This window comes from Paenibacillus sp. FSL K6-2524 (assembly GCF_038005525.1).
GTDB lineage: Bacteria > Bacillota > Bacilli > Paenibacillales > Paenibacillaceae > Fontibacillus > Fontibacillus anaericanus.
Map to the genome: position 1 here is coordinate 4,579,516 of NZ_JBBOSP010000001.1, position 14,476 is coordinate 4,593,991.

Genomic DNA, 14,476 nt, shown 5'->3' on the forward strand with positions numbered 1-14,476 from the left:
GGAGGTTTACACATGACATCAATTTATAATGAACGCAAAACGGAACTAACCGCTCGTTACGAGAAACTTATCGCACGCCCCAATCAAAAAATCCCTTTTGGTAATGGGATCTATGACCGCTATCAGAACCCTCTTCTAACTGCCGAGCATGCTCCCCTCATTTGGAAATATGATTTCAATCCAGAGAGCAATCCCTTCTTTTCCGAACGACTTGGAATCAATGGAGTATTTAACCCTGGAGCTATCGAAATAAACGGTACATTTTATCTGGTAGCCCGTGTTGAAGGAGTGGACCGCAAATCATTTTTTGCAATAGCTGAAAGTGACAACGGTGTAGAAGGATTCCGTTTCTGGGATCATCCTGTAGTTATGCCTGAGACAGAAGACCCTGACATTAATGTCTACGATATGCGACTCGTACAACATGAAGACGGCTGGATTTACGGCCTGTTCTGTACGGAACGTAAGGATCCTGATGCTCCAAGAGGCGACTTGTCCAGCGCTACAGCCCAATGCGGGATCGCTCGTACCAAAGACCTGAAGTCGTGGGAACGTCTCGCTGACTTGAAAACCAAATCTCCACAGCAACGCAACGTGGTGCTACATCCCGAGTTTGTAGATGGAAAGTACGCCTTCTATACTCGCCCTCAAGATGGATTCATCGACACCGGATCAGGCGGAGGGATCGGTTGGGGTATCGCAGACTCCATTGAAAATGCCATCATTGATGAGGAAATCATCGTCGATGAGCGTCAATATCATACGATTAAGGAAGTTAAAAACGGTCAAGGCCCTGCTCCAATCCGCACACCTAAGGGATGGTTACATATTGCGCATGGTGTACGAAATACCGCTGCAGGACTCCGTTACGTGTTGTACGCATTCCTTACTGACCTAAATGACCCTCATCGCGTCATCTATTCGCCAGGAGGTCATTTGATTGCTCCGGAAGGCGAAGAACGTGTTGGCGACGTATCTAACGTTGTATTCTGTAACGGCGTGATCGCCCGCGATAACGGTGAAGTGTACATATATTACGCTTCTTCCGATACGCGAATTCATGTGGCAACAACAACCCTAGACCGCTTGCTCGACTATGTGATCAACACGCCGCAAGACCCGCTTCGTACTTACGCCTGCGTTCAGCAGCGTATTGAGCTAGTTAACCGTAATTTATCACTTGTAAAATAACACGATTGCATACAAAAAGAGGCTGCGATTATTCTCGCGGCCTCTTATCAATTCAACTCACATTCGTCTAGGAACCCGCTACGATAACGGATTATCCTGTCCATCACATGGCCCTTCCGACCTCAGTGACTCGGCTCAGCCGTGGAATCGCGGTGGACGACATCCACCGCAATCAATATTTTCTCCTGTGCCATTCCTGGGTTACTCAGTCGATCCATGAGCATCCTAACTGCCCTTTGCCCCATTTGCTCCTTCGGAACATTTACCGTCGTGAGTGCAGGCTGACTCCGAAGTGAGTCATCAATGTTATCAAACCCAGTAACTGAAATGTCATCTGGAACCGTCAGTCCCAGGGAGTTTAGCACTGTTGTAACCGTAATTGCGATCAAATCGTTAGCACAGACCAAAGCTGTCGGCAGTGTCTTCGAGTCTATTCTTCGCTGGGCCCATTCTATAAATCGTTCTTGAAATTGCCCTGTTTCAATACCTTCAAGCATCAGCATATCATCGTGATCTTCCTGCGGCTTCAAGCCGTTATCCTCCAATGTACTGCGAAACCCAATCCACCGGTCACGAAAACTCCGTGAGAAGGATGCATTACCAAGAAAATGCAGATCTCTATGCCCCAGACCAATTAAATGATTCACAATACGCGCTATCCCATCGGGGTTATTAGCAAATATCGTATCGGAAGGAATAAGGTAATCTTCATGATCAACGAGTACCATCGGAAAGCCAGTGCGATGCGCTTCTAATAACAGCGAGGTCTCAATCTGTCCCACGCCCACCATACCTAATATCCCTTCCGGATTTATCGCTTGTAAGAAATGATCTCCCCGCGGCTCTGAAACGATAATCATACCCAAACTTCGGAGCTCAAGTTCTCGCGAAATGCCTTCCAATACTTTGCCCCAGTACAATGAATCCTTGTTCTGAAAGCGGATATTGGGCATAAGAACAAGAACCGTCCCTTGATTAGGATCAGTCGATAAGGGAATGCTCGTAGGCACAATATTTTTAACGTATCCGCTCTTTTGCGTAAAATAACCGAGTTGAGAAGCAGCTTGAATGACCCGCTCTTTCGTCGTTTCATTAACGCCACCTTTGCCCGATAGAGCTTTGGAGACGACAAACTTCGAGACGCCCAAATGATCGGCAATTTGCTGCATCGTAATTTTTTTCAAAAGAAAACCCCTCCGGGAAACATATGAACGCTAACAGTTTGTATCATAATATAATGTTAGTATAACAAATTTATCTCTCTCAACAAACTACGCATCCAGAATTAATTGTATTCCCTCTTCCATTCACTCTGTAGAGGAGTCAAACCACGAAGCTACCCAATGGATCCCCCTCTTGGATACCTGCTGTAACAACTTAGCTGTCTTATCTGCTAATCGATCCACAGGGGGCTGCTGAGGAGGAGGAAGCAACAAATCAGCCGGCGTCTGAACCGTCTCTACAGGAGCCACTGATGGAGTGGGTTTCTGCTGTATCGTACTTTCTGGCACAACGCTTTGACCAGCAGGGGCCACAACCTGGCCTGTAACGGTAGATGCACCGTTATCTAGGCTTGGTCCATAAGTGGTTCGTGTACCCGACTCCGCCATCTGCATCCCAAAGGTAACGCCTACTACAAGTAGGATGCCATACAGCAGACCATTTCTCATCGTTTTGGCCATGGAGATCACTCTCTTCCATCTAAATTACCTTCTCTCCAACCTCGTCCATTATGACTTTTTGCTCGTTGCAGTTTTCTTTTCTGGTGTGGATACCTTCTTATTATCCTTGGTCAAAGAGCTTGCTTTATCTGCACTTTGGCTTTCCCAATACAGATCTGCCAGTATCCCGGCCAATACTTTAGTCGTCCGTTCTAGTTCTTCCTTCGTATTGTCTATCCCGCCGATCTCGATTAATATGCTCTCAGGTGATATAGACTGGTTATACTCCCCGTTTCCTTGCGATGATGTTTTGCCCCAGATCCCTCGTGATATGCCTGAGTAGGACTTCTCTAGACGATCATGAATGGAACTCGCAAATGCTTCATTCTTCTGCCAGTTCTCGTTACCGTGACCAATGATAAAATACACTTGCGCATAAGTCTCTCCATTGATCGTTGTCGTTGTTTTCTCATGACGCTGCGAATCTCTGTGAATGTCGATAAAATATTGCAGCTTACCGTTTTCCGCCATAGCTTGCTTAATCGTTTCGCGCGTATATTTGTAGGAATAATTATAATTATAGCCACTTACTGTAGCCGCATAGTTCTCATAAGCATGGAGAGAAGCAACACCTTTACGTTCGAGTTCCTTAGAAAGGATGTCTCCGACGAGCCCTACATTCTTCTTGCGATCTGTCGACCCAGGGTTATCGATGTCCTTGCCCAATAGTGGATTATATGATTCTTGTGGATGAGAATGATAGATCATGAAGATATTCTTGTTCCCAGGTTTGATGGCTGGATCTTCCGGATCCTTCGTTCCCCCATCTGGGGCTTCAGAAGGTTCAGGTTGCCCTGATTCAACATCAGGCTCTGGATGTGTAATGTCTCCTGGATCCTGATGATCGGGTGCACTTCCTTCCGCTCCAGTCCCAGGGCGATAGTCCTCCGGTGCCTGCACCGTCTCGTTCCCCGATCCAGTACGCAGCAGTATGGGGCTATCTGCACCTAAGCCTGGCACTTCACGAGCAACAAGGCTTTTCGGATCAGAGGGATTAATATCCGTCAGCAATTGAAACACAAACGTAGTCATTTGTTTTCCCGAAAAGGTGGGGGCTTGCTTCTCCGTTGTACTTTGTGGCAATTCCATACCTAGCATTCCGATAAAAAAATTGCTCGACAGGGAAGACGCTAATCCCTTCATAGAGGTAACAGGTGAAGTGTTGAAGTGTTTCTCTGCAATACCGCCAAACCCTAACAAAACAAAAAATACCACGGATAGAACCGACAGTAGCAGAAACGTTTGGCCCATGGCGAGCACATGCATTAGATTACGTCTCATCTTTCCAACGTTCCAGGTTCTGAATTTCATATTCGTATGTCCTCCTTCAGACAATAGATGACTTTTTGAACATCTCTATTAATACGAGTTCAAAAAATCGACTATTCAGCACCGAGAAGGTGATTTCGAACCGAAAAAGGAGTAGCGGAATGTAGGCAAACCTACATGAGCAACGGACTTTGAGGGTTGGAATCAGATTCGATGCCGAATGTACTTCTTGAATTACTACGTGATCAATAGATGATTTTTTGAACATCTCTATATTTCAAATCTATGAACCTACTGCGGAAGATAGAACCCCAATTCTCACAAAAAAAAGAAGTTCGCTAGATTGCGAACTTCATAGATTGTTCTGTTAGGGGTGGGTGCTACTCTAATTAATGCGTGTAAGCAGCCACGTTATCTCGATCTACCGCTTCATGCAGTGCACGATTTAGCCCAGTCGCAATAATATTAGCGATATCTTCAATGAATTCATCGATCTCCTTCGGTGTCACAATCAGATCATGTCCGAGGGGTTCCAGCACTTCTTTTACCAGACCTAGTCGCTCTCCTTCATTCAAATCGGTGAGGAGCCCCATAATCTGCTTGCTCTGAGCTTGATCTCCGCCACTTTCGTCATTGAAGTGTGCTGTCATCATATCAAACACATTGTTCACAATCGTGGAGGCGTAACACACAGTTGGGACACCAATAGCGATACAAGGAACACCTAAAATTTCCTTCGTAAGACCCCGCCGTTTATTTCCAATGCCTGAACCTGGATGAATACCAATGTCAGCAACCTGGATGGTAGTGTTGACCCTTTCCAGCGATCTAGAAGCCAGGGCATCAATCGCAATAATCAAATCAGGTTTCGTACGATCAACAATTCCTTGTACAACATCGCTTGATTCGATACCTGTAAGACCAAGTACTCCTGGAGCGATCGCGCTAACATCACGGTATCCTGGAGACACCTGATCTGGCGTTAATTCGAAGAAATGGCGTGTAACCATGACATTCTCTACGACGAGGGGACCAAGTGAATCTGGTGTCACGTTCCAGTTGCCTAACCCGACGATAAGCACCTTGGCATTAGACTGTATTCCAAGCTTCTTCATGAATCCAGAAAATTCCTTAGCGAAAACACTCGAAACTTTTTCCTGAAGCTCAGTATCCTGACTACGTAGGCCCGGAACTTCAAATGTAATATAATGTCCTTTAACCCTACCAATCTTCTGTGATGCTGCCTCGTCCTGAACATCAAGCCGTGTAACCTTAATACCATCCAGTTCATCTATATCCTCATGCAGTCCCGGCACGGGACCACCATGCTCGGCCTCTGCAATCGCTTTAGACTCCACTGCCAAATCGGTGCGAACCGAATACTCCCGTAAATCCAAATTCATGTCTTGTTGTCCTCCTTTTCCTTACTTGCCTATATTGTGTGGGAGAGACAAACCGATTATGCAGACTTTACGATTTATGATGAATTTATTGCTTTTTAACCTGCTGCGTGATAAAATATTTTAAGTTGTGAATCATCTGGGTTGATATATATGCTTTACAGGAGGTGAATGCAATGCCTAACATTAAATCAGCAATCAAACGTGTAAAAACGAACGACAAGCGCCGCGCTCTTAACATTTCGCAAAAGTCCGCTCTACGTACAGTGGTGAAAACTGCCGATACTGCTCTAGCGAACAACGAAGTGGAAGTAGCTAAAACCGCTTTCGCAGCTGCTACTAAGAAATTGGACAAAGCCGTATCTAAAGGTTTGATCCATAAGAATGCAGCTTCCCGTAAGAAATCCCGCTTGGCTAAAAAATTAAACGCCCTTACGTCCCAACAAGCGTAAGAGTCGCTATTTATAAACTTAAGCCTAAAAAGACCTGGACGAATTCGTTCAGGTCTTTTTGGTGCAGGATATTGATTTTATTTGCTAATTGCGTACCCCAGTCCATATAAGTTCACCTTGCTTATTCATATATCCCTCAATGTAGCCATCTGTACCTTGGGGCGTCTCATTTAGCTTCACATACACCCAGGCTAAGTCGCCAACAAATGAGTCTGCCCATTCCAAATCAGCCTTTACAACGAACTTCCCAGTCTTATTAATAAACCCGTATTTCTGGCCGGTACTTGCTGGTGCCAGACCATCTACGAATCGTCCGCCTGCTGTAAGATTGAGGATCTTTTTCTTACCTTGTTTATCAATATAGAAAGATTTTCCGTTCCTTTCTACAAAAGCCAACCCTTCAGAAAAAGGCTGGGCAGCAGTAAACTGTGGGGTAAGAATATACTTACCCTTACGATCGATATATCCATACTTTCCATTCACATTCACAACAGCTGCTCCATCCGAGAAAGGGCCGGCATAAGTATAGCGAGCGGGAATAACCATCTTGCCCGATTTATCAATATAAGCGTACTTACCTCTGACCGTCAATTGAACGACAGCCAATCCTTCAGAGAAATCAGTCGTACTACTGAAACGCAAAGGAATAGCCTGTGCTCCGTTCTTATCGATGTAGCCGCCAGCTTTGCCCATATTCACCCGGGCCAGCCCTTCTTTAAAATGTGATGCACGATGAAACACAGGTTCAACGACTTGCTGGCCCTTATCATTCACATAACCGTATCTCTTAACATAGGTTCCGTCCGATTGAATAACCTTCTGTTCATATACAGCCATTCCTTCAGATAAATAGCTACATTGATTGATCTGACATTCAAAGAGCTCATTTCCATTGGCATCATAATATACTTGTATCCCTTTGGATTGATCTATTACATAAACTGACTGCGCATGTACATATTCAGAGCCAGCCCCGTCGTACACAGCTTTAATGATTTCTTTCCCTGTACTATCAATAAATCCATATTTCCCGTCTCTCCAAATCACATATAACTGTTTACTAACAGTTTCAACCTCACTTAAGGCCGGTTTGAGATTAGGTAACGCATCAGCTCTTACAACTCCAACACTCATAAAACTTAATATCAATATCAAGGCACAAGAGAGCATCATTTTTTTCAACGTAATTTCCTCCCCATATCAAATCAACACATATTTATGACTGACATGGTGATTAACGTATTTATACTGCTAGCTTTAGTAAAAATAATTCCAATCCAAGAACTTTGTCGATTCGCCCGCTCTTCATCTGGTAATCGAGCTGAGCCAATTCCGATAGTACCCCTCGAAGTTTGGCTGGTTCAAATTTACGGGCCTGCTCGCCCGCGATCTTAACCGCATAGGGGTGTAGCCCTAGCTGAGAAGCAATCTGCTGCTGCGAATAGCTCTGACGAGCCAAATCTTTCACCTGCAACATGATTCGGAACTGACGTGCGATTAACGCAGCAATTTTGATCGGTTCCTCACGCTGTTTCAGTAAATCGTAGAAAATATCCATGGCTTGCTCCAGCTTCAATCCAGCGATGCACTCGACCATCACAAACACATTCTGCTCTGTACTGCGCGCAACAAGTAGATTAATAGCGTCTACACCGATTACACCGCCCTTACCCGCGTACAAACATAGCTTGTCCATCTCAGTAGCCAAAGCAGCCATCTGTACACCAGCGGCCGTAATCAAAGCCTCAGCAGCATCTCGTCCAATCGTACATCCTTGCTTCTCTGCCTGACGGGCAACCCACTGCGTAAGTTCCCCCCCGCCTAGAGGCATGAAGGATAACACCGTAGCCGCCGTCTTCATCGTTTTGACTATCTTCTTACGCTCGTCCAGTTTCTCCCCTTGGACTACAAAGACAATCACGCTATGCGGAGCAGGATTCTCAATATATGATAGTAAGGCTTCTACTTTATGCTGAATCTTGCCGCCTTCTTTTCCCGCTGTAAATAGTGACGAATCACGAACAAGGATTAGTTTACGTTCTACGAGGAAAGGTAACGTCTCTGCCTCTTCTATTACAACTTCGATTGGTGTTTCAACTAGATCAAACGTGGCTATCCCGAAATCTTGTTGATCTCGATCAACTATCGTCTCTTTGAGTACACCTATAAATTCCTGTATCTGATATTTCTCGGTACCATAACATAAATAAAGCGGGGATACATGCCCCTGCTTGATTTCCTTGATCGCCGCTTTAGCGTCCATTTGGCATCCCCTTCCACATTTATATCTATAATCCGTTTGCCATAAGGTATATAGTTTCACCCTTAAGACCCCATTACTTCTTACTATAATACTTCGATTTTTTGGATTAGTCGAATGCATCTATTGTAGTGCTCGTAACACGACAGAGGGACCTTTCGCCTCACAGCGAAAGATCCCTCTGTCCCGGAACATCTATATAAACGCGGGCTGAAAAGCTCTAGAAACATTCCCGCCAGCGGTCATACGACGATTCAGGGTCATTCATTTTTATCTCTATAATACTTAACCTATTCCATATCTCCGTAAATGGTGCAAACTTCATATCTATGGAGTAACAGTTTCCGTGTTAGCAGCTTTCTCCGGATCAATTGTATATGAAGTCTTCTCTCCGTTCAGCTCAACCTCATAAGAGAATGACTTGCTATCAGGCGACCATGCTCCATTGACCCAGTTGCCCTCAATCGATTGGTCAACGATTAGAGTTCGTTCTACTTCGGGGGTAACTACTTTATATAAATATAGATGTCCGTCCAGCAATTCAGTTTGAAAGATACCATTAGGGGAAGTCCAATGATTCGTTGCAGCCATCGGAGCAGTCCCTACATCCCCCTCATCGTTCTCCAAAAGAAAACTTCTAATCGATTGCTCTGGATCCAATCCTACATCTTCACTATTTCCTGTAGAGGGGGATGCCCCAAGGGATTGATTGCTATCCTTTTGATCTCCACTATTGGAAGGCGTAGCTGCCTCGCGGTTAGAATCCTTGGGTTTATCACCACTAACGGCTGGCACCTCTTTATCCGCTTTGTACGGTTGTTGTACAGGCTCGGAGACCTCTGTCGGGGAGCTTGCTTCGGCAGGGGCATCATTCCCTCCCAGCGCATTATCTCCTTTACCGGTATCCGCTACGGAATCCTCAGTTACTACTTTATCCATAGTAGCCCCATCATAAGGTGCTTGGTCTCCACTTGAACTCTCCGTCTCCGAACTAGTGAAACTAAGGGAGTTACTTTGATTCGTTGACTTCATTTCTGCATTAGGTATCGTTTGCGGTTCGTATTGGGTTATAAAGATCCCTAAAATCACAGCAGCTGCTATAGTTCCTAGTGCACCTGTCTTATATAGACGGCCCCGCCGCGAACTTGGTTTGCGCTGAGTCCTACGGTTCGGATCAAACTCTAGAGGAAGGGAAACCACAGGTGACATTTCTTCAGCTGCGCTTTCTTCTTCCTGACGTTCCCGGTCAATGGCGTCCAATCGAGGGAGAATTGCATCAACAATACTATACTTTGGAACAACTAAGGGAAGCTCATCCAACTGAGCGGATAGCTTCTGTAGAAGTTCAAACTTCTCGGCGCAATCCTCACAGTGACGAAGATGCCCGAACAGAAGAAGGCTCTCTTCTTCGTTCAAATCATGGTCTACATAACGATGCATCCATTCCACCACCTCCGGGCAAATCATCCTGATACACCACCTTTCTGATAATCTTGGAGTAAATGTTGTAGCTGCTGTCTGGCCCTAAAGAGATAAGATTTAACCGTATTCAACGGTAAGTCCAAACAGTCAGCAATTTCGTTATACGATAAATCCTGTAAATATCTTAGAACGATAACAGTTCGATGCTGCTCTGGGAGCTGCTCGATCGCTTCACGAATATCCTGTGCAATATAGCCGGACATTACTTCACGTTCGACACTCTCTTTTCCTTCAAACACAAGTTCATGTTCATCAATCGAAACAGTCGGCTTGTTTCTCCGAAATTTATCAATGCAAATATTCCTGACGATTCTTTGCACCCACGTTTTGAATTGCGCTTTTTCTTCATAGGAATTAATTTTTGTATAAACTCGGATAAGTGCCTCCTGAGCTGCATCATGAGCATCTTGCTCATTGTTTAGAATATAATAAGCTGTCTTGTACACATCATTTTCAATCTCTCGCAATAGGGTGATTAGAGCGTCGCGATCGCCCGTTTGAGCGGCTCTGATGAGTCCATGCTCCACCACAAAGGCTCCCCCTTCCTTGCAACCTTACAGACGATATTGTCCGACAATATGTTGCAAACTTGTTTCTTTTTTTGATCTTCTTTTTTGATTAGAATTTTTCATGTATAAAAGGAATGTTATGATATCAATCTCATCTAGGATACCAAAAAAAACATGTCAAGTCACCCAGACACACTTTGGGCAGAATCCCCCCGCCAATACAGAGATAATTGAATACGCTCCTACCGTTCAGTTAGGGCAATCTTCGGCGTACTCTTAATTCACCTGCTTGTACTTCCATTTGAACCTCACCATCCACATCGGTACGCAAGATATTAGCTCCTTGCCCTGATAACCGCTCTACTACTGCGGGATAAGGATGTCCATAGCTGTTGGTGGCACCCACGGATATAACCGCCATCTTGGGATTCCAGTAGTTAAGCCATGTCGCGGAGGTCGATGTTTTACTCCCATGGTGAGCTACCTTCATCACATCTATGAGCATAGCGCTACCGCCGCCCTGATTACCTTTTTCCATGGCCACAATCTCCTGCTCGGCTGCTTCATCCATATCCCCAGTAAATAGAAATGAAACTCCCTCCATTTGTAACCGAAATACCACCGACTCATGATTCTGTTCTTCAATATAGGGAATTTCTTCTGTCCCCCCATGTGCAGGCAACGGAAATAAAAATTCGAATGTCGTATATTCATCTGGCTTAAGTGTCATGCCCCGTGAAACGGAGTAAATCTGAATATCCTTGGTAATCGCCGTGGACATCAGCTTCGTCACCGTCTTCGAATCAGTTAAACTTCCATTCATCAATAAAGAATGAACAGGAAACTGCTCTAGAACGGCTTGCAATCCACCCACATGGTCCTGATCCCCGTGCGTCATAATAACAGCATCGAGAGAATGAATGCCTCGCTTCTTAAGTAGTGGAACAACTGTCTTAGCCCCAACTTCAAAGGGGTCCTTACGATCCCGCCAACTTTCGCTGGGTTTTCTAAAAGACACAGTCCCCCCTCCGTCCACCAATATATTTTTACCGCTTGGTGTAGTGATGAGAATACAATCGCCTTGACCTACATCTATAAACTGTACATGACCTATCCCCTTACTATTAACAGGTTGATATCCCGTATATAGAAGCATGACCACCATGACACTTAGGGTCACTCTTATTCCTATCCCTTTCCACGCTAGACGGAAGCTTCTATCATCGAAGCCGCGTTGCTTGTCCATTCCCTGAAGAGGAAGAAGCGGAACCGTATCGTCCATTGCTGTAACTACGGAATGCTGATGCAGTCTGGCCCTCCGAGAACTACAGTACAACAGAAGATATACGCCCCCGTAGAAAGCCATGATCCACAGCAGGGAGGGAGACTTCCAGTACGTCATAAATCCATTTAGTCCATTCAACCATTCTGTTACTAGAAAAGTAGCCGAATTCAGGAATTTTATAGGGTATGCAATCCATTGTCCTAACGGCAGCCAGATCATACCGAGTAACAAAGCAGCAGTTCCTACTGGTAACGTAATGATACTGATCACAGGAACCAAACATAAATTAGCTACTAGCGATAGTAGCGAAAATTGGTTGAAATAATATAGTGTCAGAGGAAAAGAAACAATCTGCGCTGCAACTGTAATTGCCACAGCCCCTCGAATTTTCTGAGGGAGCCATGAGAAATAGGGTGCCATCAAAGGAACAAATAGAACTAGTCCCGTAGTGACGGCAAATGAGAGCTGGAAGCTAACATTTAACAAGAAATAAGGTTCCCAGATTAACATAAGAAGCGCCGCTGCAGCCAGCACATTTAACCCATCCTTTAGTAGACCTCGCTGCAGTAAATATACGCCAAGCATTGACATAATCCCAGAGCGGATGACTGATGGAGAGAAGCCCGTGATCAACACATAAGCAGGAAGAAACCAGAAGACAACAAGTAATGCTCTCTCCTTCGTTACCCGACATAGTCTAAGCGCAGCAAAGATGAGACCCACATTAATCGCCACATGACTACCTGAAATAGCCAATATATGTGTCAGTCCAAGCCCAGTAAACTGCTCATATTTATCGCGCTCCAATTCATCGGATAATCCAATAATGAGCCCCTTCATGTAGCCAGCTTGCCAACCCGGAAATAATCGTCCAATGATGTCTCCGATACCAGCGCGCAAGTTGTCAATCCACCCGAAAAAGGTAGCTGTATTGAAAGACCCCGCTGCGTTCTCAACCGCCGAGGCTCCTTTAGCCTTTATTAACCAATGAATCCGCTTATTATGCAAATAATCAAAATAATTGAATCCTCCGAAATTTGTAGCTGTTCCGGGACGTTCCAAACTACCACTCAATTTGACGACCTCTCCTCGCCGCCATTTCTCTGCAATATCAAGTTCCTCAATTGTGGAAAGTCGAAGCTGTACCGTCACTCGTTCTCCAGCAGCTGCCCTTTCTTCGGCATGAGAATTTGAGCCACTCCCTGAAGAGTTAACAAGCCCGATCATCAAAAGTGACATATCAAAACTAACACGATCTCCATCGATTTCTACCGAAGAAATAATCGTCCCTTCTGCTTGAACCGCTGCCCCATCCATGGGTACTGTACTATCAGCATACAATGCCTCCGGAATGTGGCTCACATTTCTCCCATCGTTATATATCCAATAAGCAGCACCCAACGAGAAAATCAGCCAGAGGATTAGGATTCGTGTCCACGGAACATACCTTATCGCCACCAGAAGCGGGCAGAACATCGACACTCCAGCCCATAACAACCAAAGTGTTGACCCTTCATATAAACTGGCCATTCCGCTGCCAACAATCCAGCAACAGGCTGCCGCCGTGAGCGGTCTTCGATTCATATTATGTATTCCCCCTTTTCTACAAATCTCGCTATCTACATGCAAAAAAAGAACCCCCTCTGCCATTACCAGCAGATGGAGGTTCTTCCCCAATCGATCTTATATCCGATTTAAATTACAATCATCTTGATCATTAATAGTTAATCTTCTACCTTACCCACTGCTTCTTGTGGAGGTTGATAAGCATCCAAACGACGGAACGATATCCCTTTCTGATCCATCATTGCGGTTACTTTCTCCGCATCCTTGAGGTAAGGACGATGGAATACGATTTCCGTAATTCCACTGTTTGCAAGCATGTTCGCGCATGTCCAACAAGGTTGATCCGTAACGTAGACACTGGAGCCCTCACGATCAATCCGATCCGTGAACAGCAGCAAATTTTGCTCCGCATGAATGGTTCTCACGCAGCGCTGTTTTTTGATCATCTTCTCCTCGGCATCCACCGTAACTAATTCGTACTCTTCCGCGATCATACAGCCGGCTTCCGAACAATCGGGGACACCCGATGGTGCCCCATTATACGCTGTTCCGAGCAACTTCTTGCCTTGAACCAACACAGCACCGACATGCCGCCGATTACACCTTGAACGTGTCGACACCATATAAGCAATATCCATGAAATACGTATCCCAATCTTTACGTGTGTCATGATTCATCCTAATTGTCTCCTGTTCTTAAAGCCCAATATGAGACTTCATTTTTTGCAGCATTTTGTCACCGATTCCCTTCACCTTTGTAAGATCACTTACAGAGGTGAAAGCACCATGTGTATTGCGATAATCAACAATGGCTTGCGCCTTTTTCTCGCCAATACCTGGAATGTCCTGTAGCTCAGCCAGTCCCGCTGTATTAATGTTAATCAGGTCGCTCTGTTGTTGCTGGTGCTGCACTGGTGAAATCGTAGTTTCTGATATATCTATCTCTGTTTTCGCAGTGCTACTAGCATTCAGTTCAGGCGATTCTGAACTCGTCTCAGGATTCCCATTCGCAATATCCTGCTTGCTTATATCAGCGGGCTTAACAGCGTCAGTTACTGCATTACCAGTTGGATTATCCACAGCATCAACATTTTTCTCCATAGCCGATACAACTTCGCTATTAACAGGAACCCATCCTTCAATGCCCGAGTTCCCATTTCCTCCAACAGCCACAAACATGAGCCCAGCCCCAATTATCGCCGAAACAACCGCAATTAACATATACTCTTTTTTCATCCCATGCACCCCATCTCAAAAGAATCTGTCTTTCAAAGTCATGAAGATCCATTCAAGATGCATACATATATAAATGACGAAGATATGTGCAATTTGCACGGAAAGG

Annotated in this window: 13 protein-coding genes; 2 read left to right on the top strand and 11 right to left on the bottom strand. The window is 45.0% G+C overall.

The window, feature by feature from the left end; translation table 11 throughout:
• The first annotated feature begins 12 nt into the window (after positions 1 to 12).
• Positions 13 to 1,191: a glycoside hydrolase family 130 protein gene (locus NST85_RS21420; protein WP_127192261.1), complete on the top strand. Its 1,179-nt coding sequence runs from the start codon at positions 13 to 15 to the stop codon at positions 1,189 to 1,191.
• 122 nt (positions 1,192 to 1,313) lie between these two features.
• On the opposite strand, the gene NST85_RS21425 is transcribed toward NST85_RS21420, so the two are convergent.
• From NST85_RS21425 to gpr, 4 genes are all read right to left on the bottom strand, one after another.
• Positions 1,314 to 2,375, bottom strand: a complete 1,062-nt coding sequence (locus NST85_RS21425; protein ID WP_246054053.1) for a LacI family DNA-binding transcriptional regulator — start codon at positions 2,373 to 2,375, stop codon at positions 1,314 to 1,316.
• A gap of 123 nt (positions 2,376 to 2,498) precedes the next feature.
• Positions 2,499 to 2,873: a hypothetical protein gene (locus tag NST85_RS21430; protein WP_127192260.1), complete on the bottom strand. Its 375-nt coding sequence runs from the start codon at positions 2,871 to 2,873 to the stop codon at positions 2,499 to 2,501.
• A gap of 48 nt (positions 2,874 to 2,921) precedes the next feature.
• Positions 2,922 to 4,223, bottom strand: a complete 1,302-nt coding sequence (locus NST85_RS21435) for a stage II sporulation protein P (protein WP_127192259.1) — start codon at positions 4,221 to 4,223, stop codon at positions 2,922 to 2,924.
• 347 nt (positions 4,224 to 4,570) lie between these two features.
• Positions 4,571 to 5,584 carry a GPR endopeptidase gene (gpr, locus tag NST85_RS21440; RefSeq protein ID WP_127192258.1) on the bottom strand — a complete coding sequence of 338 codons (1,014 nt, stop codon included), beginning with the start codon at positions 5,582 to 5,584 and terminating at the stop codon, positions 4,571 to 4,573.
• 173 nt (positions 5,585 to 5,757) lie between these two features.
• Here gpr and rpsT point away from each other — a divergent pair, with 173 nt between their 5' ends.
• A complete protein-coding gene (rpsT, locus tag NST85_RS21445) occupies positions 5,758 to 6,033 on the top strand; it encodes a 30S ribosomal protein S20 (protein WP_127192257.1) in 276 nt (91 codons plus the stop codon).
• A gap of 84 nt (positions 6,034 to 6,117) precedes the next feature.
• Here the strand turns inward: rpsT and NST85_RS21450 are convergent, their stop codons facing one another.
• The 7 genes from NST85_RS21450 to NST85_RS21480 form a co-directional block, all read right to left on the bottom strand.
• Positions 6,118 to 7,206 (bottom strand): WG repeat-containing protein, encoded by a 1,089-nt coding sequence (locus NST85_RS21450; RefSeq protein WP_246054064.1) that lies wholly within the window; start codon positions 7,204 to 7,206, stop codon positions 6,118 to 6,120.
• 70 nt (positions 7,207 to 7,276) lie between these two features.
• Positions 7,277 to 8,296 (bottom strand): DNA polymerase III subunit delta, encoded by a 1,020-nt coding sequence (gene holA, locus NST85_RS21455; protein WP_127192255.1) that lies wholly within the window; start codon positions 8,294 to 8,296, stop codon positions 7,277 to 7,279.
• A 324-nt stretch (positions 8,297 to 8,620) separates the two neighbouring features.
• A complete protein-coding gene (locus NST85_RS21460) occupies positions 8,621 to 9,760 on the bottom strand; it encodes a zf-HC2 domain-containing protein (protein WP_127192254.1) in 1,140 nt (379 codons plus the stop codon).
• The gene (locus NST85_RS21465) at positions 9,757 to 10,305 is read right to left on the bottom strand and encodes an RNA polymerase sigma factor (RefSeq protein ID WP_127192253.1); all 549 of its coding nucleotides are present in this window, start codon (positions 10,303 to 10,305) and stop codon (positions 9,757 to 9,759) included. The genes NST85_RS21460 and NST85_RS21465 overlap by 4 nt, the downstream gene beginning before the upstream one ends.
• A 232-nt stretch (positions 10,306 to 10,537) precedes the next feature.
• Complete coding sequence (locus tag NST85_RS21470; protein WP_341190330.1) at positions 10,538 to 13,153, bottom strand: ComEC/Rec2 family competence protein; 2,616 nt, start codon at positions 13,151 to 13,153, stop codon at positions 10,538 to 10,540.
• Positions 13,154 to 13,293: 140 nt separating this feature from the next.
• The gene (locus tag NST85_RS21475; RefSeq protein ID WP_127192251.1) at positions 13,294 to 13,812 is read right to left on the bottom strand and encodes a deoxycytidylate deaminase; all 519 of its coding nucleotides are present in this window, start codon (positions 13,810 to 13,812) and stop codon (positions 13,294 to 13,296) included.
• A gap of 18 nt (positions 13,813 to 13,830) precedes the next feature.
• A complete protein-coding gene (locus NST85_RS21480) occupies positions 13,831 to 14,370 on the bottom strand; it encodes a ComEA family DNA-binding protein (protein ID WP_341190331.1) in 540 nt (179 codons plus the stop codon).
• Between the last annotated feature and the right edge of the window lie 106 nt (positions 14,371 to 14,476).

Bases quoted from the DNA above. Each gene is read 5' to 3' on its own strand.
- NST85_RS21420 (WP_127192261.1), top strand. From the start codon at position 13: ATGACATCAATTTATAATGAACGCAAAACGGAACTAACCGCTCGTTAC.
- NST85_RS21430 (WP_127192260.1), bottom strand. From the start codon at position 2,873: ATGGCCAAAACGATGAGAAATGGTCTGCTGTATGGCATCCTACTTGTA.
- NST85_RS21435 (WP_127192259.1), bottom strand. From the start codon at position 4,223: ATGAAATTCAGAACCTGGAACGTTGGAAAGATGAGACGTAATCTAATG.
- gpr (WP_127192258.1), bottom strand. From the start codon at position 5,584: ATGAATTTGGATTTACGGGAGTATTCGGTTCGCACCGATTTGGCAGTG.
- rpsT (WP_127192257.1), top strand. From the start codon at position 5,758: ATGCCTAACATTAAATCAGCAATCAAACGTGTAAAAACGAACGACAAG.
- NST85_RS21450 (WP_246054064.1), bottom strand. From the start codon at position 7,206: ATGATGCTCTCTTGTGCCTTGATATTGATATTAAGTTTTATGAGTGTT.
- holA (WP_127192255.1), bottom strand. From the start codon at position 8,296: ATGGACGCTAAAGCGGCGATCAAGGAAATCAAGCAGGGGCATGTATCC.
- NST85_RS21460 (WP_127192254.1), bottom strand. From the start codon at position 9,760: ATGATTTGCCCGGAGGTGGTGGAATGGATGCATCGTTATGTAGACCAT.
- NST85_RS21470 (WP_341190330.1), bottom strand. From the start codon at position 13,153: ATGAATCGAAGACCGCTCACGGCGGCAGCCTGTTGCTGGATTGTTGGC.
- NST85_RS21475 (WP_127192251.1), bottom strand. From the start codon at position 13,812: ATGAATCATGACACACGTAAAGATTGGGATACGTATTTCATGGATATT.
- NST85_RS21480 (WP_341190331.1), bottom strand. From the start codon at position 14,370: ATGAAAAAAGAGTATATGTTAATTGCGGTTGTTTCGGCGATAATTGGG.